General features: G+C 34.7%; 16 protein-coding genes. 7 read left to right on the top strand and 9 right to left on the bottom strand.

Annotation, left to right across the window (positions count from 1 at the left end; translation table 11 throughout):
* The first annotated feature begins 22 nt into the window (after positions 1–22).
* Positions 23–436: a hypothetical protein gene (locus K350_RS0101365; protein ID WP_156026813.1), complete on the top strand. Its 414-nt coding sequence runs from the start codon at positions 23–25 to the stop codon at positions 434–436.
* Positions 437–534: 98 nt separating this feature from the next.
* Here K350_RS0101365 and K350_RS0101360 read toward each other — a convergent pair whose 3' ends face one another.
* Complete coding sequence (locus K350_RS0101360) at positions 535–990, bottom strand: DinB family protein (RefSeq protein ID WP_028978387.1); 456 nt, start codon at positions 988–990, stop codon at positions 535–537.
* Between the two features lie 331 nt (positions 991–1,321).
* On the opposite strand from K350_RS0101360, the gene K350_RS0101355 reads away from it, so the two are divergent.
* Positions 1,322–1,921, top strand: a complete 600-nt coding sequence (locus tag K350_RS0101355) for a hypothetical protein (protein ID WP_037573534.1) — start codon at positions 1,322–1,324, stop codon at positions 1,919–1,921.
* Between the two features lie 46 nt (positions 1,922–1,967).
* On the opposite strand, the gene K350_RS0101350 is transcribed toward K350_RS0101355, so the two are convergent.
* From K350_RS0101350 to K350_RS0101315, 6 genes are all read right to left on the bottom strand, one after another.
* Complete coding sequence (locus K350_RS0101350; RefSeq protein WP_162144110.1) at positions 1,968–2,306, bottom strand: hypothetical protein; 339 nt, start codon at positions 2,304–2,306, stop codon at positions 1,968–1,970.
* A 266-nt stretch (positions 2,307–2,572) separates the two neighbouring features.
* On the bottom strand, positions 2,573–3,595 hold the full coding sequence (locus tag K350_RS26920; RefSeq protein WP_037573532.1) for an ADP-ribosylglycohydrolase family protein: 1,023 nt from the start codon (positions 3,593–3,595) through the stop codon (positions 2,573–2,575).
* A gap of 260 nt (positions 3,596–3,855) precedes the next feature.
* The gene (locus tag K350_RS0101340) at positions 3,856–4,584 is read right to left on the bottom strand and encodes an acyl-CoA desaturase (protein ID WP_028978384.1); all 729 of its coding nucleotides are present in this window, start codon (positions 4,582–4,584) and stop codon (positions 3,856–3,858) included.
* Between the two features lie 585 nt (positions 4,585–5,169).
* Positions 5,170–6,177: a PorP/SprF family type IX secretion system membrane protein gene (locus K350_RS0101330; RefSeq protein ID WP_037573716.1), complete on the bottom strand. Its 1,008-nt coding sequence runs from the start codon at positions 6,175–6,177 to the stop codon at positions 5,170–5,172.
* A gap of 105 nt (positions 6,178–6,282) precedes the next feature.
* A complete protein-coding gene (locus tag K350_RS0101325; protein WP_081670843.1) occupies positions 6,283–9,966 on the bottom strand; it encodes a T9SS type B sorting domain-containing protein in 3,684 nt (1,227 codons plus the stop codon).
* 436 nt (positions 9,967–10,402) lie between these two features.
* Positions 10,403–11,407, bottom strand: coding sequence for an NADP-dependent oxidoreductase (locus tag K350_RS0101315; protein WP_211236700.1), 1,005 nt, complete (start codon positions 11,405–11,407; stop codon positions 10,403–10,405).
* Positions 11,408–11,767: 360 nt separating this feature from the next.
* Between K350_RS0101315 and K350_RS31865 the strand changes: the two genes are divergently transcribed.
* On the top strand, positions 11,768–14,188 hold the full coding sequence (locus tag K350_RS31865) for an Ig-like domain-containing protein (protein ID WP_081670842.1): 2,421 nt from the start codon (positions 11,768–11,770) through the stop codon (positions 14,186–14,188).
* Between the two features lie 131 nt (positions 14,189–14,319).
* On the top strand, positions 14,320–16,269 hold the full coding sequence (locus K350_RS31860; protein ID WP_081670841.1) for an exo-alpha-sialidase: 1,950 nt from the start codon (positions 14,320–14,322) through the stop codon (positions 16,267–16,269).
* A 92-nt stretch (positions 16,270–16,361) separates the two neighbouring features.
* Here K350_RS31860 and K350_RS0101300 read toward each other — a convergent pair whose 3' ends face one another.
* Positions 16,362–16,970: a class I SAM-dependent methyltransferase gene (locus K350_RS0101300; RefSeq protein WP_028978380.1), complete on the bottom strand. Its 609-nt coding sequence runs from the start codon at positions 16,968–16,970 to the stop codon at positions 16,362–16,364.
* A gap of 189 nt (positions 16,971–17,159) precedes the next feature.
* Positions 17,160–17,510, bottom strand: a complete 351-nt coding sequence (locus tag K350_RS0101295; protein ID WP_028978379.1) for a hypothetical protein — start codon at positions 17,508–17,510, stop codon at positions 17,160–17,162.
* A 111-nt stretch (positions 17,511–17,621) separates the two neighbouring features.
* Here K350_RS0101295 and K350_RS0101290 point away from each other — a divergent pair, with 111 nt between their 5' ends.
* The 3 genes from K350_RS0101290 (at position 17,622) to K350_RS0101280 (ending at position 20,312) form a co-directional block, all read left to right on the top strand.
* On the top strand, positions 17,622–18,509 hold the full coding sequence (locus K350_RS0101290; RefSeq protein WP_028978378.1) for a helix-turn-helix domain-containing protein: 888 nt from the start codon (positions 17,622–17,624) through the stop codon (positions 18,507–18,509).
* A gap of 134 nt (positions 18,510–18,643) precedes the next feature.
* Positions 18,644–19,363, top strand: a complete 720-nt coding sequence (locus K350_RS0101285) for a head GIN domain-containing protein (protein ID WP_028978377.1) — start codon at positions 18,644–18,646, stop codon at positions 19,361–19,363.
* 109 nt (positions 19,364–19,472) lie between these two features.
* Entirely contained in the window at positions 19,473–20,312 is an 840-nt protein-coding gene (locus K350_RS0101280) for a DUF2911 domain-containing protein (protein WP_037573530.1), read from the top strand.
* Positions 20,313–20,378 lie beyond the last annotated feature (66 nt).

The following is a 20,378-nucleotide window of genomic DNA, read 5'->3' as shown; positions in this document are numbered from 1 at the left end:
TAAAACTTAAAAATCAATAATAATGAAAAGAATAATTTTACTAATGTTTTTCGGTCTGATAGGAACTTTAGGGTTTTCGCAGACAATTCCAGAAAAGGCAAATACAATCATAATTTCTCTTCCAGATTCTAATGGCGTGGCAGACAGAGTCAAAGAGGTCTTTTCTGAAAAAGACTATACTTTAAGGGCTGGTAAAAATACTTCAAAAGTGGCCACAAATCCTAAAACGCTCAAAGGAAGTAAGACTAGAGTGAGCCTTATTGCCGAAATAAAGGGTGCAGAAGTTTGGCTAACAGGAAATATATCTGTTGCTGCTCAAGATGGGATGAGAATTGAATACAAAGGAAATAAAGGCACTGCGATTATGGACTCATGGGAAGAGATGGAAAAAGTAGCGAAAGCACTTGGAAAAAAACTTAAGTATGAAGTGAAATAAGCTCTCATATTTTCTATTGCAGCAAGGGTTTCATGAGAGAAACTCTTGCTGTTTATTTTTTATATGCCATGGTAAATAGGCTGCATAAGGTTAATCACCTAAACGAACTTCCTTATGTTCATCATAAATCCTAAGTGAAGCGCTTCATGATAGTTGTTAAATTCAAAGGCATCAGTTAATGACCCCAGATGAAACCCGGTTCCTGTTATCCGTTCATTGAAAGTAATGAATACCCCATCATAAAAATCCTTTCTGGTTTTTTCAATAAGAGAAGTTAAAAGGACTTTTAAATTATCGACTTCTTCCTGCGTGGTGTCTCCCATAGGCTTGGTGCCTGATTTATACAGATCAAATAATTCATCAGAAATATGCCAGGGTAATTCTGTGGATTTATAAACCAATGCTTGTTGAGCAACTATGATATGTCCGATATTCCAGATCAGATTATTGTTAAAACCGCTAGGAATCTTGTTCAGTTGTTCTAATGCGTATTTATCCAAGTATTCTGAATAGCGTTTTCTGCTTGTTTCCCAAATTTTGAATGTTGTTTCCATATCATTTTTTAGTTTTAATTATCTCCAAATTTTTAAATAAAAACCGAATGTTCAAAGGACATTTTAGATGGCAGTTTTTGCAGGAAAAGAATTTATAAGTGCCCTTTAAATGTCCTATTAAAAGACCAACTGTATAATATGACAAATATGTTTAGGGCTATAAATATGAAGTCAGGGATAGAAGTTTATAAAAAGATTACTTACAATTTGCAGTTAATGAATTCGTTTTTGCTACTTAATTGATGGATAATCACTAAATTGTTTAATAAATAAAGATCAAAAAATTACAGAATACAGAAAACGGTTTTTTAGGAATTTCAATTATTATATAATGACCACGAAAGAAGCATTAATTGGGTTTTATAAATTTAATAAACTGAACTTAAGTGAGGATTTTAAATCTCATTGTGTGAGAGTTTATATAGGTTGTATTTTAGCTCCTGTACCCAATGTGAGCGCTCGGAAAAAGTACCTTAAATTTCATGATTTACATCACATAATGGCTGGATATGGAATTGGTAGAGTTGGAGAAAGCGAAATTAGCGCCTGGGAGCTTGGATCCAGAAGTTGCAGAAAACCATTGATCTCTATAATGAATTTATTTGCATTATCTACAGGGTTTATCTTAAAGCCTAAACGCGTAATAAATGCTTTTTACAGAGGATGCAGAAGCAAGAATTTATATTATTTATCAGAAACTATGTCTGATAAAGAAATTGATAGTTTAAATCTAGATGAAGTAAAGAAAAATCATTTGGAAATTACTAATGAAATTAAATACAAGACGCTGCGACAGATTGAGTTTGTTGGATATTTAATAATATCCATGTTCATTCATGTATTCATGCTGGTTGCCGGGAAATCACTTTTAATAGCAGAATCAATTAAGAACAAAATATTAAATGCTTATACATCAAAAAAGAATGCTTGAAATTGCATTCTGAATATTATTAAGATTATCAAAGCCCATTCTAATATTAATCCTTTTCAAAAAACATATTTCCATATTTAGATGATTCGAATACATAGTAAAAATGGTTAAATGGTTTCCTGAATAAAGTAGGATTATCGGCGATTATATGATGATGTGTAGAATCTTTTTCAAGTCGAATCCTTTTGCTGTATGGATCGTTAACAAATTCATATTTAACTGAATCAATTAAATGTCTTTCAGTTTTTTTTTTATATAGTCTAAGATAGTGATCTCTGTTTAATTCTAACTCGTAGTTGTCATGTTGCCATTTTGATTGCTCTTGACTAAATTTTTCTAAATCTATTTTATAGACTCCGTAATTATCTTCTTCATTCACTATCATTAATTCAAAATATGGCCTTATCAAGAACATAAGTCCAGTGCCCACTATAAAGACAGCCCATATTCCCAGGAGAATATATATTGGAAAGTGACTGTTTTTTGTAACGTATGTATATAACCAAGCAACAAGTAAGATTACAGTGCCTGGTATCATTATAAGAAAAAATAATATTAATATTCCTTTTGTCAATTTATTTGTTGCTTAAATTTTACTGCCAACTACCAAAGTTCTCAAAGAGTAGGTTTTCATAGAATTATTGCCATGATTCAAAGATCAGATGAATAGTAATATCTCTGCCAGAGGTCTGCCAATTTTAACAGTATACTTTTTCCCTCTACCTTTTCTATCATATAATGAGGCATACTTTCAAGTCCATATCTTCCTGCCAGTATCCCTGTGATGATGGATGCAACAGAGTCAACATCACCTCCCAGGTAAATAGCTTGTTTAAAACCTTCGAATGTAGATTGGGAATGCTTTAAGATATAAAGTGCACTCAAAGCGGTATACATCGCGTCTGAGGGGAGGCCTGTAATACCTTCGGGATAATAAGGCTTTATTATAGGCTGAGCTCCGCAAATATTTTCATATTCAGATTCTGAAAGTAGGGAAAAGGTGGGGAGAGTGTTTACTGTTTTTAACTTATCATAAAATTCTGTATCTATGTTTTGGATAAAGGGTAAACAATAGTCTATAATTTTTTCAGCTTTCAGTTTTTTAATGATAAGATATTCCGCCGCCCTTGCAATACAAACACTTGAAGCAACTGCTTTAGGGTTCGGATGTGTTGCATTTGCATTGATGGTAGCAAAACGATCAATAAGATCTTCGTTAACAAAGCCAAATGGGATTGCTCGCATAGTAGGACCGTTGCCAGGGTTAGGTCTGTTCTTTTGAAAGTCCCGGACGTCTTCGATGGTCTTTTCTCCATTATAAACCCAGCGCATAGATCCATGGCCATGACGACCTATACCTTTTTGTTTTTTATCTTCTTCATATTCTTTTATCCAATATTCTATCAATAGATCTTCAGAAAATTTTTTTTTAGAAACCAAGGCTTTTATGCAACCTATGGTCATTTCAGTGTCATCAGTATAATCCCATTCATTATAATTTTTTACTTTGTTACCAAAGGAATCAACAACATCTGCAAGATCTGTTCTTTTATTCAGAAAACAAGAAAAGTCTACATTCTTTCGTATCCAGTCTCGGTCCTGAAATTCAAGACCTGCGCCATATGCATCTCCAATAGCTATTCCAAAAAGTATATCTTTAAATTTAATTTCCATTGAGTATTAATAAGGTAAATGAAGGTATTAATATACCTGAATTTACAAAACAAAGCAAAAGGAGAGTAGGACCGATTTTAAAAGAATATTGGTCAGTTTTAATAAATCTAAAAAAGGAAACAAGTAATAAGGTAACTTGCTTAAGTTATCTAAGTGGATTAAAAAGATGTTGTTTAGGTATAAATAATCTCATTTAAAAATATTAATATCATGAGGAATTCTCTGACCTATATTGGTCCTTCAATTCCTTCGGACCTTATTCAAAGTTTTTCCATCTTTATAATCCGAAAGAATGAAAATATTTTGATGAAAGGAAATACAGGATCAAATTCGAATTTCTTTACACCGAAGTTTGCTCGGCTTGCATATTTGTGATGGTTATTCTGGAATAATTCACCAAGCATCAAAAAATCTACAGGTAATGTGTTTTTTGATTCGTCGCCATTTTTAAAATTGCTGTATCCGATTTTATGACCAAACCAGTTTACTATAGCTCCATGTACTGGTGACATAAGAAAATGCACAGGAAGCAGCAGGAACATCCACCATTGTGTGGCGAATGTGATATAAAAGGCTATATATATCAAAGCCCATAGTATTCTTGATATTCCCATTTCTCCAATCTTATCAATAAGTTCCCATTCGGGAAGATTTTTCTTAAAACCGGATTCTGCATTTGAATTATTGTCGACAATGTCATTATAGATCTTCCTTGTCTTCCACATCATAGTAAATACATTTTTATTATGGTGCGGCGAATGAGGATCTTTTTCAGTATCGCTATAGGCATGATGCATTCTGTGAAGAATTCCATATGCCCTTGGTGTCAGGTATGAAGATCCCTGACTTATATACAGAATAAGATAAAAGAACTTCTCCCAGGTTTTATTCATAGTGAACATTCTGTGAGCACTGTATCTATGCAGGAAGAAAGTTTGAGAAAATAATGAAATGTACCAATGTAATATAAAGAAGATTATGATGATCATAATTTAAATAGTCTTAAACAGATTTAAATGTTTATTGTAAAGCGGATTAGATTTTCCCTTATCGATTTCCATCGAAAAAAATACTTATCTAAATGGAAAATTCCTCCCTCTGAGTTTTATAAAATTGATTATCCTATATAATCAATAAACAGAAGAATTGTTTAAAGTTTTTCTTTTTAAAAAAAAATGGAGTGAGATTATGCACTAAAGACTTGAAAGAAAAAGGTTTTTGAACATCAATAGTGAAAAATGCTGTCAGCACTTAGATACACTGATACACTTGAAGACTTACGATTAACCACTTGACAGGTCACATCATTTTAGATAATAATCTAAAAGTGTTTTAATAACAGTCCTTTGGGTTCAAGCTTTATTGATGCTAAGTATGATTTGATGCTGATATAGAAGATAGGATGCAAGAAGTGGTAGGAGTAAAGATTGGTTTACTTAGATATGAATATAAAAATGAGATAGTTAAATTTATTATTGTAATAATATTGGGTATCCAACATATAATACTTATTTAATTAAGATTAATCTATTGAAGAAGGATTTATGTAAACTTTTCATTTTTCATGTGCATTTTTAAAAACTCGGACAGGGGAGTTTCTTTCGGATCTTTGTTTTTTTAGCCTTTTTTTGCCCTATTGATAGTGTAAGCTCATGTGATCCACCAGAGTATAAAGCTAGTCTTGAAATTGTATAATCATAACTATAACCTATTTTAAATCCATTCCGGGCAAGACCAACTAAAAAAACTAAAGCATCATTATTACTTCTTTCCGGTTTATAAAGCTTTACTGGAATTCCTCTATACCAGAAACCGGCAATAAGTATATTATATCTTCCATAAAGTCCTATATCCAGTTGATCTGATTTACCTTGCATCTTATATAGGAAGGTTGGGGTTAAGCTTTTTTCCTCGTTTGGGTCAGCATTTATATTTTGCAACAGAGATCCCTTTCTGAATTTATAACCTCCGAAGAAAGAAACTTTCGCTGGTAAAGAACTTTTACCATCCATAAAGCTTTGATTGGGTGTATTTAAATTATTACCGGTAATACCAATCCAGTAATCCTCTGTATAGATCAATCCTCCGGCGGCTATGGTTGCATATGAAATAGTAGCGGAGTTCAATGTTTCTCTTGTAGCTCCACCCTGAAAACCATCATCATTATATTGTGAACCAAAGGTTAGTTTGTCAAAATCTATACTTCTTGTAACATATGAAAATTGTATGGAAGGCCTGAATACAATTTTTTTGTTAAGGTTCATTTGATAACAATAAATGATACCTGCAGCTTTTGATTTAAGCTTCGATGCCATAGAAAGGTCGGATGTGGCTATTAAGGCAACACCTGACCTGTATTCATGAAAATAATGATCTACCGAAGCTGTTGTAGTAAAGTAAGCAGCTTCAAGGCCAGGCCATTGATATCGTGAAGCAAGGATGCCACGTGAATTGCCTTCAGACCCGGCAAAAGATGGACTCAGATATAAGGCATTTGCGTAAAATTGGGAATATTGTAAATCCTGTGCACTAACTTTTGTCAGACATAGTATCAATATAATATTGAGTATAAGTTGTTTCATCAGGTTCAGATTAATACTGAATAGGTGTTTTATCAATTGTATTTCCATAATTGAAAGCAAAATTATTCGGATAGAATTTTTAGTAAAATGATCACTAACACTTTTTTATTTAACAAGTGTCACGCTGCCAGTCATAACATGTTTATCTCCGTACTCTTCAAATATGCTTTGGTAACTTATTATCCATGGGTATGAGCCAATTGGCATGAGTTCATTTCTGTAATATCCATCCCATTTTTTATTTCTATCATTTGAGATGAATATGATTTCTCCCCATCTGTTAAAAATCTTTAATTCAAAATTTGTAAAATATTTACCGAATATTTCAAGATCGTCATGTAGGCCATCATTATTTGGTGAAAATGCTTCAGGTACAAAAATTTTTGGAATGCAATATTCTTTTATGAAAATGTCTCCTGTAGATGAGCATCCAAATTCATCAGTGACAGTTACTGTATATATTCCACCTTCAGTAATTCTTATAAATTGATTTGTATCTCCAGAATTTTTCCAGAGAAAATACTTGCCCCATGTAGGACCAACGTATAGGTCACCTTCCTCGAAGCAATGTTCCTTGGAAAGATCGTCAAATGGCTCCCTTATTTCTTTTTGTACTGTAAGGTTCAAAATAATAATACTATCACAGTTTATACTTGGTATTGTATCTCTATATATTCCAGTTTTAAAATATGTATGGTTTCCGATTTTAATTACATGGCCAAAACATATACTTTTTTCTAATGAATCTTTTCTTATAGCGTTTACTGTGAGATTCAGTGTGACTATACTGTCACATGTGGAAGTGGTGATAGTATCTATATAGATTCCGGTTTGAAAATATTCGTGGCTTCCGACTGTGAAATGTTCACCTTGGCATATTGATTTGTTCAAGGTGTTTGATTTTAAAGGAAGTATTTTAAGGTCTGTAACAACAATGCTATCGCAGCCAGAATGAGAAATAAAAGTATCCGTATACCATCCTGTTGTGCGATATTCATTATTACCAACCTTAATACTTCCTCCAGAACAAACTGATGTATGAGTTGTATCTTTACTTCCATTTACTTTTAAATATGTAACAGTGTAATCGAAGCATCCTCCTGTATTCAATATAGAATCTATATATATGCCCGGAAGGTTGTAGTTATTGGACCCGATAGCAAAATGCTCACCTGAGCAAATTGCAACGCGATTGGTGTCATATATTTGCGGAACAGCAATGAGCCTGGAAATTATAATACTATCACAGCCAAAGGCGTTTTTTAGAGTATCCTTGTACAAGCCAGGAAGTGTATAGGTTTTGGGACCTACCTTTACAAAACCTCCTTTGCAGATAGAATGAGTGTTCTCTGATATATCATAGAGGCGAAGACGATAAGAAGAAAAAAACTGATCATTACATCCATTTACATGAACGTTTTTTGTTATTAAATATGTACCTGTATCAGCTGTGGTCATTGGATAAATAACAAGTGAATCTCCTGTAAAAACAGTGCCATAAGGTTTTTTCCATTCATAAGAAAAAAAGCTGGATGATATCCCTTTAAGTACAACTTTTCCTCCAAGGCATGAAGGCCCTTTTTTTATAATAGGTAGGAATTTTGTGGAATCTACAGTGATCTGTTTTGAGTTGGAGTTTCCACATGCATCTATCACACGTATCGTATATATTCCATAAGTTGGGACATTAAAAAGATTACTGGTTTGTAATGGAAAAACTTTAGGCCCACTTGTTATCTCATACTGATATGGTGGAACGCCACTAGTGCTGTCTACATTTATTTCCACAAATGTGTTTCCATTACAGAAAATGGATACGTTTGATTTGACAGCATTAAAATTATGAGCCGGTATTGTAATAGTATCATATACTGCCCAACAGTCATTATTTTTGTCTGACATGGATCCATTGTAAAAGTAGCCGCCCAAATTATAATTCCCATAGTATATTTCAAGCCCATATTTCCCCGGAGGGAGAGATGTTAGTGAATCATTTGACCAAACGTTTTGATTTAAATAGATATAATTTCCAGTAGAAAGATCTTTGATATGAAGTCCAGCAGTATTATCACTTCTCCCGTCAAAATATAATATATTGTCTCCGGCACATCCTTTCTTTAAAGAAAAGCTATACTTGAAATTTGATACAGTAAATGGATATATTTCAATGGAGTCTGTAATTACATTTCCACAATGATCAGAGCATCTATAAGTGTATCTTCCCGGAACCATATTTTTAATAGAGAACTGTCCTCCCGGAATTATCTGGAATGATTTTGGGTAAGTGATTTTGTCAGAAAATTTATATCCTGGTTTGGTGCTTCCTAGCGTGGTTGGACCAGAAAGAAATTCCATTGTTGCAACTGAACGAAAGTTAAATACTTGAAAATATCCTATTGAAGTGGAGTCCAGACAACCTGCTCCAGATCCAAAAGCAATAAAAGGAGCATCAGGGATTGGCCATAAAATATCTTTCTCGAAAACTGTTCCACAACCATCAATGATTTGAAGCTTATAATTTCTTCCGCCTTCATGCTCATTTAATGTAAGTCCGCAAGCCATATCTTTTGTGCATTCCATTGAATCTACGACAGTGTTCAGTGCAATATCCGTCAACGTCATCTTTATGGGCTTCATAATATCTGTATACATGTAATCACTATACCATGGATAAGATTTAAGGATAACTATTGCACTCATTTTATTATCACAATTACCAGATACTTTATATTCCAGATCGAAATCAAAAGGGGATATGGTCTCTGTAGCACCACATATGGAAACACCGCAAGTGTCGGTCAGACATACTTTTAAATGTTGTCCATAATCAGCTCCTGCAATTGTGTCAATTATCCAATATAATCCAGGAAAGAAATTAATTGTGTCGATTGGTGTAGGGATAACTTTTTTGTTAATAACTCCTACTGGGGATTCTATTGTCAGCGTAAGAGAGATCTTGGCATATTCTTTTGAAATTTTGAAGTAGTGCATTAAAATCATGGAGTCACATCCTACCTTTGAAACAACGGGCACTCCATTTGACCATTGTGACAATCCTGTACTACCAGTACCCAAAATAACCGTTCGTGTCTGAAAGTTTCCACATGCATCAGTCATGCGAATTGTATAAGATCCTGTAGTAAGATTGGTAAATTGGTCACTCAATTGAGGAATGCTACTCACGGGAGATATCATTTCCCAGGTGAAAGGGGCTCTTCCCTTTGTAATATCAGGATTGCCTTTTATTTGGCCGTTGGTAAACCCCGGACATATAGGATTAATTCCTACCGGATTCAATGAAGGTAACAGGTAATTACCGGTAATTGTAAATTGCTCGACCTTTGTATTAAAATCAACATCATAAATTTTAACTTCATAGTTACCGGGAGACAATGAAGAAAATACAGGACTATTTTGAATTATTGTAGTTGATGGTCCTGATATGAGTTCATACATAAGTGCAGGATCTGATTTTTTACTTTTTGCAAAAATTGAAGCTATCCCATTGTTTCCGCAAGAACTAATTGTTGTATTTATGGAATCAATTGTTATTTGTGCTTTGCAGATAACGTGAGTAAATGAAAGGAAGCAAATAAATAAAAATCTAAAAATGGTAGTGTTGCAACATACAGGTGAGTTTTTTACATAATTAGAACAGACCTTTTTTGTGAATGATATATTTATCAATGGCGCAAATAGGTTGAATATGTTACAATGTTTTATAGAAAAAATTTTTCTTTTATCAAGATCATAACTTCTATGGTTTACTGGGTCGAGTTTATTTCTCATATTGGGTTGATAAAAAAAATCAATATTTTAAAAACTATGATATCTACAAATAAGACAGCAAGAAGTAACTCTCATTTTTTGCACAAAGACAAATTATTTTTATATGAAGAGAAAGTTGTTGGAGAGAGAAAAAAAGATTAGGAAAGAGCGAGATTACTCGAAAGACGATACAAAATTAAGGTTGAAAAGAAAGTAACAAAAAGGAAACAGGAAGAGATCCTCAAATTGAAAATCAAAAATATGCTTTGCAAAAATAGAAGAGAAGTTAGGTTCAGGTTTCTTGAAAGTATGAATAGTTATTCAGCAATCAACAATGTGAATCAAAAATGTACTGTAAATGCATCAATCTATTTTATTAATCCAAATTAATTTTAAAAGAAAAGAGCGTTAATAATAAAATGAATGGAAGATTTTATAACGCTCTTTTCTATTTGAATTATCCTTTTGTTTTTTGATCCATTGTTAATATAATCTTACCCTTAGCATGATGCGTTTCGCTTAATTGATGAGCCTCTTTTACGTCCTCATATGGGAAAGTCCTGTCAATAATTACTTTTATTAAACCTTTTTCGATTAAACCTCCGATCTCAGCTAATCTTGCTCCATTAGCAATCGAATAATAAGCTATTGTGTTCACATCTGAACGTGGGGCTTTCTCAGCAGCATTAACACCAACTGTTGAAACCAGCGTACCTCCTGATTTAAGTACCTTTAAAGATTTAACCTGAGTATCACCTCCGATTGTATCTAGCACCACATCTATATTTTTTAGCTTGATGCTGAAATCTTCACTTTTGTAATCTATTACCTGGTCTGCACCAATACTTTTGACCATTTCAATATTTTCTTTAGAACAGGTTCCTATTACATGTGCACCTGCAATTTTGGCTAATTGCACGGCAAATGTACCAACTCCACCAGCTGCACCATGGATCAATACTTTTTGATCTGATTTTAAATTAGCTTTCTCAAACAATCCAATCCAGGCAGTCTGGGCTGCTAGAGGAACACCAGCTGCTTCTATCAAGGAAATATTTTTGGGAGCAAGAGCAGCTTCATAAGAACGAATTATAATGTATTCAGCATAAGCTCCGTTTCTTGCGGCTGTTGGATTGGCAAATATTTTGTCTCCAGGTTTGAATCTGGTAACAAGATCACCAACTTCTGTTACTGTTCCTGCTACATCCCAACCCAGAATTCCAGGGTTATTATTATCCAAAAAATCTTTTTTGTATCCTTCTCTAATTTTCCAGTCTATCGGATTAATTCCTGCGGCTTGTACTTTAACTAGAATATCATCTTGTCCAATTTTTGGAATAGTCACTTCTTCAGCATGAAGAACATTAGCATCGCCATAATTATGAATTACAATGGCTTTCATTTTATCTCCTGAAGCTTTTGATTTGGTTCCTATTCCTTCTGATTGTGGAGTTGTTTTCATCTCTTTATTTAATGATTGTGTATAACACTAGTCAAATTCATTCATTTAAAAAATGTTTATAAACTGTTATTTCACAGAGGTCAATTAAATGAAGTCAATGAAAGTAAAATTTGTTTGAAATGACTTTTTAGGGAGTCTTCAGCTGCCTAATTATTTTTCTATTAATTTAAATTGGAAAACAGATATGTTAATCAGGTGACCTCCAATGAGAATGAAGGTGAGTACTTCAGTGCTTAATTATTTTTTATCTTTTTTTTTTTTAAAAATGTTACTTCTGAATTTTGAATAGGGTATTCCTCATGAAAAAGATGAATCAGTCAGTTTGCAAATAAAAATAGCGATCATTAAAAACATGACAATATGAAACCATTTTATCGGGTAAAAACAATTGCAGTAATAGCATTCTTACTTCTATTCAAAACTGTCTATTCACAACAACTGGCATTTCCTTCAGCAGAAGGTTATGGAAAATTCACTACAGGTGGTAGAGGTGGAAAGCTATATATAGTTAGCAATTTAAATGACGCAGGTAACGGTTCTTTGAGAGAAGCGTTACAAGCGAGTGGCAAAAGAACTGTAATTTTTAAAATATCGGGCATAATCAAGCTTCAGTCCGGTATAAATATCAGCAATGGAGATCTTTCTATATTAGGTCAGACAGCTCCTGGTGATGGAATTTGTGTTGCTAATTACACAGTACAATTATCAGCAAGCAATATAATTATCAGATATATGCGTTTCAGACCGGGAAGTATCCAAACTAGTGAATACGACGCATCCTGGGGGCGTAATAATAGCAATATTATTCTGGATCATTGTTCTTATTCATGGGGTAATGATGAACAGGCTAGTTTTTATGACAATACCAATTTCACTATGCAATATTGCATCATTACTGAAAGCTTTTATCATTCTACACATCCTAAAGGAGATCACGGGTTTGGAGGAATCTGGGGAGGAATGGGTGCAACCTTTCATCACAACCTTATTGCAAACCACACAAGCAGAACACCACGTTTTTGCGGAGCACGTTATCATTTAACAACAGCTTCTACTGAGAAAGTTGATTTTCGTAACAACTTGATTTTTAATTGGGGCTATAACAATGTGTATGGTGGAGAATCTGGTAATCATAATTTGGTAAACAACTATTACAAACCCGGTCCTGCTACGCTAAGCGGAAAAGTAAGATACCGGATTGTAGAACCTTCTGATTCAAAATCAGCAGGAAATCCAATCAGCAAATGGTATGTGAGTGGTAACTATATTGATGGGAATGCAACAGTGAGCTCAGATAACTGGAATGGTGGTGTACAACCCGGCGATGCTTCTATTGCACTTAGCGAACTAAAACTAAACTCAGCTCTCTCTGGAATAAACATCAATACACAATCGGCTGCGGATGCTTATACCAAAGTACTAGCGACAGCAGGAGCCAGTCTTAAAAGAGACGCCGTAGATACACGAACTGTAAACTCAGTCAAAAGCGGGACATCGAATTATGGAGGAGCATACGGAGCAAAAACCGGAATCATTGATAATGAAACACAAGTAGGAGGTTTCCCTACTTATACTAGTACGACAGGCCCAATAGATTCTGATAACGACGGAATGCCGGATGCATGGGAAACAGCTCATGGTTTGAACAAATCAACATCAGATCAAAATGCAGATCGTGATGGAGATGGATATACCAACCTTGAAGAGTATGCAGGATGTCTGGTAGGTGAATTTACCACATGCGACCCAACCCCAGTTAATGCATCGCCGACAGTGAACATTACTTCACCCACAAACAATGCAAGTTTTTATGAACCTGCTTCCATTACAATCAATGCTTCTGCATTGGATACAGATGGTTTGATATCGAAAGTGGAGTTTTATAACGGAGCAACTTTGTTGGGAACTGATGCTACTTCAACATATAGCTATACATGGGGTGGAGTAGGTGCAGGGACATATACCATCACTGCTAAAGCAACAGATAATTCGGGTGCAGTGACTGCATCTTCTCCGGTTACGATAATTGTAAATGGCATAGCAAAAGATTGCAACGGTACCATCAATGGTACAGCTACTTTGGATAATTGCAGTCGTTGCGTTGGTGGAACAACGGGTAAAACTACTTGCACATCCGTGAGTGAAGCTGAAACAGAAGCTTGTAACTTTGATGGTGTTATTGAAAAGAAAAACGCAGGTTATAAAGGGAATTCCTATCTCAATATTGATAATGCAATAGGAACTTCAGTCATATTTAAAATTTCTGCCAGCAATGCAGGGAATGCTACCATAAGCTTCCGCTATGCAAATGGAGGAACAACAGACAGGCCAGCTACAGTTACACTGAACAATGAAGTTCTTCATAATAACCTCAGCTTTTCATCCACAGGTACCTTTACTACATGGAATTCTGTGGATTTTCAACTAAACGTTCAGGAGGGAATTAACACCTTGGAATTATCTTCTGCCACCACTGATGGACTGCCCAATATAGATCAACTAGGTTTCGTGAGTCAGGGAATAGCTTTTGCAAATTGTCAGGTTGTTACTGCCTTGGAAGATATTCAAAAGGAAAATTCAGTTTCAATTTATCCGAATCCGAGTAACAGTTTTTTTTCTATCAGCTTATATAAACCAGAGGATATTGAAATTACAAATGGTGAAGGAAAGATTCTGAAAAGTTTCAGCAATGTGTCTTTTCAGGAGTTTGGTGATGATCTGAAGCCTGGATTATACTTTGCCAAAATTAAGAACAAAGTTTACAAGTTTGTGAAATACTAGAAAGGAAAAGAGGTCAGTTGTAGTTTCAACCAATCATCTTCTTAGTTTCAATTTTATATCTTTTTTTAAGTATATGTTACTTATCGGATTTCTCCAGGGTATTCTTCATAAAATTAGATCTATATATTTGTATGTACTTAATTTCTCCATGCCTTGTAAATACAGCGAAGTCAAGATTGCCAATTTTCATTGATAAAATATTAATCATTGTTTTGTTAATGCTTTTGTTTGCAGGGGTAAATTCTTATGCTCAGCTATTTACAACAAAAGCAGGATTGTATGACCAAACTAAAAGCAATGATCTTGGATTGCAAATGGCTATAGGCACAGAAAGGATTACTGTTTTTAAAGCCGCTGCCACTTCTGATCACTATAGTAATGGGGTTGTAATGGTTGGCTTTAAAGGATATTTGTACTGCCAATGGCAAAGCTCTGATACCAATGAAGACTCACCGGATACCTGGGTAGCTTTTAGCAGAAGCAAAGACGGAAAAAACTGGACAACTCCTATGAAAATAGCCGGACCGACTAGTACTTATTATTGTACCTCAGGCGGATGGTGGGTAAATGGCGATACACTTGTAGCCTATGTAAATGTTTGGCCTACATCGCTTTCTCCCAGAGGTGGATTAGCATATTACTCAATAAGTACAGATGGTTTAACATGGTCTGCAATAAAGCAGGTAAAGATGTCTGATGGAACTTTAATGAAGGGAATCATTGAACAAGATCCGCATGCCTTACCAAATGGGCGCATCATTTGTGCAGGACATTTTCAACCAGGATTAATTGCAGCTCCCATTTATTCCGATGATCAGTCGGGTATTAGGGGATGGAAAAGAGCTACATATACCAACATGCCTTATACAGGTGATGTGACAAGGGAAATAGAACCTAGCTGGTTCTGGCAAAGAAATGGCTCTGCAGTGATGATTTTCAGAGATCAAACGAGCACTTATCTTAAATTAGCAGCTAAGAGTATTGACAACGGGAAAACCTGGTCTACAGCAGTACTTACCGATAATCCGGATTCAAGGGCAAAACAAAGTTCTGGTAACTTGCCTGATGGCACTGCTTATATGGTGCACAATCCTGTTCCTAATAAAAACAGAATGCCATTGGCCATAACCTTAAGTCAGGATGGGCAATTGTTTGATAGAGCATTTGTGATGAGAAAGGGTGGGAGTGATTTACAAGCTCAGCAATATACAGGAACAGCTAAAACGTTAGGGTATAGTTATCCAAAAACCACCATCTGGAATGGCTATCTTTATGCTGTCTATTCTACTAATAAAGAAGATGTGGAATTTACGAGAATACCTTTATCAAGCTTGGGAATGATCAACCAATGCGTTTTCGGTTCACTGGATGATTGCGGCAATTGCGCTGGAGCAATGACAGGTTTAACACCTTGTGTCGCCGGGTCAGAATTTGTGGCTGAAGTCGAGGTGGATGCTTGCAGGTATGATGGCGTGTTTGAAACCAAAAATGCAGGTTACAAAGGATCAGGATATATCAATATTGACAATGCAATTGGTACAAGTATTACCTTTTCAATCAATGCATCTGCTTCCGGAAGTATGACAATAAGTTTCAGATATGCTAATGGTGGAATTGCCGACAGACTTGCAACTCTTAATTTAGATGGTTATGACTTGGGCTCTATTCTTAGTTTCCCTGGTACCGGAGCATTTACTACTTATAAAACAGTACACTTAACATTAAACCTTAGCGCAGGAACACACGAGCTTGAACTCACTTCTGCTACCGCAGATGGTTTACCTAATCTTGATCAGATTGATTATATGACTAAAGATGTTAGTAAAGGTTCTTGCACGACTGTAGTTACCGATGTAGCTGTAAGTAACGAGAAGCAAATATTTGAGCTATATCCGAATCCTAGTATGAACAGCTTTCATGTTAAATTGAGTGTACCGCAAGATCTTGAGATTTATAATGCAGATGGAAAGTCTATAAAAGTTTTCAAGAACATATCCGAGCTTGAATTTGGGAATGAATTACAGCCAGGTATATACTTTGCTAAAGTTGGAAACAAGGTGCATAAGTTTATAAAGTATTAAAAGTATAAATTATAAAGGCCACGTAATTGGAAACCAAATAATTTGGATAAGGTTCTATTTAATAAGGTTTCTAAAACAAGAGAGTAACAGTCCTACATCTTTTGCAAACACCATGTTGTCATGCAGCGTAGGTTCTGGACATTAGTTGTTTTAACAGGCTCAAAAAGCATTCCATTTAGTGTTGAAGTATATTTCAAAAGGGCTTCTTCATCAACAAGGTATCTTACAGAACCATCAGGCAGCAGCCATGTTCCATTTCCTTTATCTTTAATCAGATGCTCAATACCAATAGATGATGCAAGTCTTGTAAATAAGTATCCTCCGGGTTTTAGTACATTCCAAATAGAGCTTAACATCTGCTCAAAATGATTTTGATCTTTAGCAAAATGGAGCACTGCGCTGCATATAACAAGATCGAAGTAGTCTTTTGAATAAGGAAGATTTTCAGCAACGCCATTAATAAATTGACCTGAAGATAAGTTGGGGTTCAATGAAGTTGCAAGATCCTGCGCTCTTCGGATAGCTGAAGGATCGGGATCTATGCCATATACATCAAATTCATTTTTTAAAAAATAAACAAGGTTTCTACCACCTCCACAACCTACATCCAGAATGGTTTTACAGTGATCAAAACGTCCCTTGAGCAACTGATCAAACAGATAGATATCGATGTCTCCGAAATATTCTTTTATAGCATTCATAACAAGGTTGACTCAAAGTATTAACACAAAATTAAGCATTTGCCCTTGAAATCCTGTTAATCATTATAATCAATCGCTTGAATATATCTTCAATTGTTTAATTAATATTGATATTTTTTTTAAATGCTTAATCCCTGTTAAAGATACCAGAATCAACCTTATTTAGGGAGCAATTAGAACAAATTGTTATCAGTCAATTCCGGAAAATAAATAAAGCCATACAACTCTTGAAAATCTAAAGTTGAATGGTGATAATAAAATTATAGCAAGAATAATTGCAACCAGATTAATCATGTCAAACATGCCAGTGCCAAATATTCTGCAGATAAAATATGTAATAAAGGCTTCAGCAGTTCCCAATGCATAGCTTACATACATGGAGCCCCAGAAGTATCCCGGTTCTCTCATAAATCTTGCTTTGCAATGAGGACAATCATTGTTCATCTCTCCAGATCTATAACTGAAAAGGTTAGGGTTTTTAAATATCAATCCTTCGTGACAATAAGGACAACGATCTTTTAATATATGAATAAGTGCCATAGTAGTAAGTGTTCTGAATCTCTAATGCAAATTTATGGACATAAGTTCTTTAAATTGAAGCAAAAAGTATCAATAAATAGGATTATCCGGACATTTTAGTTATTATTCAGGATGAAAAAAATACCTGTTTATGGAATAAGGGAGTTCTCTAGGAGCGGCAATGAAATTTACTTTTATTCCAATGATTTGCCTAACCACCTGAAAAGCCATCAGTTTATCAATACCCCACATATTCACAGTACTTATATCACAATTCTGTTTACTAAAGGAAAGGGGGAGCATCAGATTGACTTTTCAAGCTATCCTGTGAAACCTGGTAGTGTATTTTTACTAAATCCCGGGCAAGTCCATTGCTGGAAGCTTTCCGAACAGGCTGATGGTTTTGTCTTTTTTCATACAAGGGAGTTTTATGACAGTATTTTTACAAACAGAAAAATTACGGATTTCCCATTTTTCTATCTGCAACAAAATCATCCTGTTGTATATCTTGATAAAAATGAAATATCTTCAATAAGATCAAGATTTGAAGAGATTAATCATGAGTTTAATTCCTTAAATTCATTCAAAACCGAGAAGCTCGGTTCTTTGATTGACTTGTTATATATAGAACTTTCAAGGGTATATATTAAAGATGCTCATGATGAAAATATAGAGACCTCGACCAATTACTTCAAGATAAAAAATCTTCAGAGATTGATTGATGCACATTTCCGCCAACATAAGTTGCCACAGCAATATGCAGACCTGATGAATATGAGCACCAGGCATCTTAACAGACTGAGCAGAGAAGTGTTAAATAAAACAACCGGTGATCTCATTGTGGAAAGGATTATTCTGGAGGCAAAACGCCTGCTGATTCATAATGATATACCTGTTGCAAATGTTGCTGATCAATTGGGATATGAAGATGTATCCTATTTTATCAGAGTATTTAAAAAGCATACTGGCCTTTCCCCAAGAGAGTTTCAAAAGAATACAGTAAAGCCATTTTCAGGGTAACCATAACTTTTTAAAAAATATTTTTATTAGAAATAGGGGGAGTTTTATTATTGATTGTCTTACTATCAGAATGCGCGGAAAGAGGTACCATTTCTGTAATTTCTATATAAACCAACAAACTATATTGAAACAAAATGAAACTGATAAAACTAACTTTTCGACTATTTATAATTTTATTATTTATACAATTCAGTGCATCATGCGGGAGATGCAAGAAAGGCTCTGGAGATATTGCCAGCATTGAAAGAAGTTTACCCCAATTTAATGGTGTTGAAATCAACGGAAGCTTTGATGTACATATAAAAAAGGATTCTGTTCAAAAGGTGGTTATTACTGCTGACGACAATATCCTTCCTATAATTGATACAGAAGTCGAAAACGGTATTCTTGAAATAGAAATTGATGATGATGAGTGTTTGAGAAAATCAAGTAAGGTAGATGTCTACATATCTATACCTTCATTGAGAAAGGTCAGGCTTAATGGCTCAGGCAATGTCAACGGAGATGGGCAATTCACCGGTGATGAAATGGACGTTTCCATTAATGGATCCGGAAATATTTCTCTGAATTTCAATGGGGAAAATCTGAAAAGTAAAATAGATGGTTCTGGAAATATCACATTATCCGGTATCTCATATAATTCATCTCATGAGATAAATGGTTCAGGAAGAATCAATGCAAAAAATACAGAAAGCCAGAAGGTAAATGCAAAAATTAACGGGTCTGGAAGTATATCTGTGAATGCAATACAGACTTTAAAAGTCAATATCTCTGGTAGTGGTGCGGTGGGCTATATCGGAAATCCTGTAACAGATGTTTCTGTATCTGGTTCGGGGAAAGTATTTAAGGAATAGATAGTTATATTTTTATCCTGAATGATATCAGAAAATGGTTGGTTTTTTATTGACAAGCTGTATATTCGTGGCAACAAATTTTGTCCACCAAATAATCTACAACACATTCATGAAAAAACTTTCATTATCAGCATTATTCTTCTTTGCTGTTTCAGCCATGACGATTTGTTATGCACAAATTAACTCCCCGAAACCAAGCCCTCTTTCTACTGTAACTCAGAAAGTTGGATTAGCTGATGTTTCAGTAATCTATTCAAGACCAAGTGCTAAAGGACGTAAAGTATTCGGCGACGTAGTAGCATTTGATAAAATCTGGAGAACGGGGGCTAACGAACCTACTAAAGTAAGTTTCTCAGATACCGTATCTGTAGAGGGAATCAAACTTGCTCCGGGAGAATACGCTCTTTATACTATCCCAGGAACTTCTGAATGGACGGTATTATTCGGTAAAAATACAAAAGTGCAGGCAGGCGATTTTAAAGAATCAGAAGCAGCTGCAAAATTCAAAGTGAAATCTGAAAAGGCATGTGCTCATGTTGAATCTTTCACAATTGACTTTACAGATTTAACTATGACTACAGCGAACATTCAAATTAGCTGGGAAACTACAAGCGTCAAATTTAAAATTGAAAATGATGTTGATGCTAAAGTAATGACCGATATCAAAATTAAGACTGAAAATGTATTTACTTACTTTCAGGCTGCTGGTTATTACTATGATACCAACAGAGATATGAAACAAGCTCTAGAGTGGATCAATAAAGCAGTAGAAAAGAATCCTGCATTCTATATCCTTCATTTGAAAGCAAAAATTCAAGTGAAACTTAATGACTGTAAAGGTGCCACAGAAACTGCAACGAAATCACTTGAAGCTGCTAAGGCTGCTAAAAATGATGACTATGTGAAGATGAATGAGAAGCTAATCTCTGAGTGCAAAGGCAAAAAATAATATTCGTAAATAGTGTTTAATTAATTTTGAGAGTCGGTGTTGATGCATCGACTCTCTTTTTTTTGT

This window comes from Sporocytophaga myxococcoides DSM 11118, assembly GCF_000426725.1.
Classification (GTDB): Bacteria; Bacteroidota; Bacteroidia; order Cytophagales; family Cytophagaceae; genus Sporocytophaga; species Sporocytophaga myxococcoides.
The sequence above is the reverse complement of the archived record's forward strand: the minus strand, read 5'-3'. Positions and strand labels throughout refer to the sequence as shown.

Bases quoted from the DNA above. Each gene is read 5' to 3' on its own strand.
- K350_RS0101365 (WP_156026813.1), top strand. From the start codon at position 23: ATGAAAAGAATAATTTTACTAATGTTTTTCGGTCTGATAGGAACTTTA.
- K350_RS0101360 (WP_028978387.1), bottom strand. From the start codon at position 990: ATGGAAACAACATTCAAAATTTGGGAAACAAGCAGAAAACGCTATTCA.
- K350_RS0101355 (WP_037573534.1), top strand. From the start codon at position 1,322: ATGACCACGAAAGAAGCATTAATTGGGTTTTATAAATTTAATAAACTG.
- K350_RS0101350 (WP_162144110.1), bottom strand. From the start codon at position 2,306: ATGATAGTGAATGAAGAAGATAATTACGGAGTCTATAAAATAGATTTA.
- K350_RS26920 (WP_037573532.1), bottom strand. From the start codon at position 3,595: ATGGAAATTAAATTTAAAGATATACTTTTTGGAATAGCTATTGGAGAT.
- K350_RS0101340 (WP_028978384.1), bottom strand. From the start codon at position 4,584: ATGATCATCATAATCTTCTTTATATTACATTGGTACATTTCATTATTT.
- K350_RS0101330 (WP_037573716.1), bottom strand. From the start codon at position 6,177: ATGAAACAACTTATACTCAATATTATATTGATACTATGTCTGACAAAA.
- K350_RS0101325 (WP_081670843.1), bottom strand. From the start codon at position 9,966: ATGAGAAATAAACTCGACCCAGTAAACCATAGAAGTTATGATCTTGAT.
- K350_RS0101315 (WP_211236700.1), bottom strand. From the start codon at position 11,407: ATGAAAACAACTCCACAATCAGAAGGAATAGGAACCAAATCAAAAGCT.
- K350_RS31865 (WP_081670842.1), top strand. From the start codon at position 11,768: ATGAAACCATTTTATCGGGTAAAAACAATTGCAGTAATAGCATTCTTA.
- K350_RS31860 (WP_081670841.1), top strand. From the start codon at position 14,320: ATGTACTTAATTTCTCCATGCCTTGTAAATACAGCGAAGTCAAGATTG.
- K350_RS0101300 (WP_028978380.1), bottom strand. From the start codon at position 16,970: ATGAATGCTATAAAAGAATATTTCGGAGACATCGATATCTATCTGTTT.
- K350_RS0101295 (WP_028978379.1), bottom strand. From the start codon at position 17,510: ATGGCACTTATTCATATATTAAAAGATCGTTGTCCTTATTGTCACGAA.
- K350_RS0101290 (WP_028978378.1), top strand. From the start codon at position 17,622: ATGAAAAAAATACCTGTTTATGGAATAAGGGAGTTCTCTAGGAGCGGC.
- K350_RS0101285 (WP_028978377.1), top strand. From the start codon at position 18,644: ATGAAACTGATAAAACTAACTTTTCGACTATTTATAATTTTATTATTT.
- K350_RS0101280 (WP_037573530.1), top strand. From the start codon at position 19,473: ATGAAAAAACTTTCATTATCAGCATTATTCTTCTTTGCTGTTTCAGCC.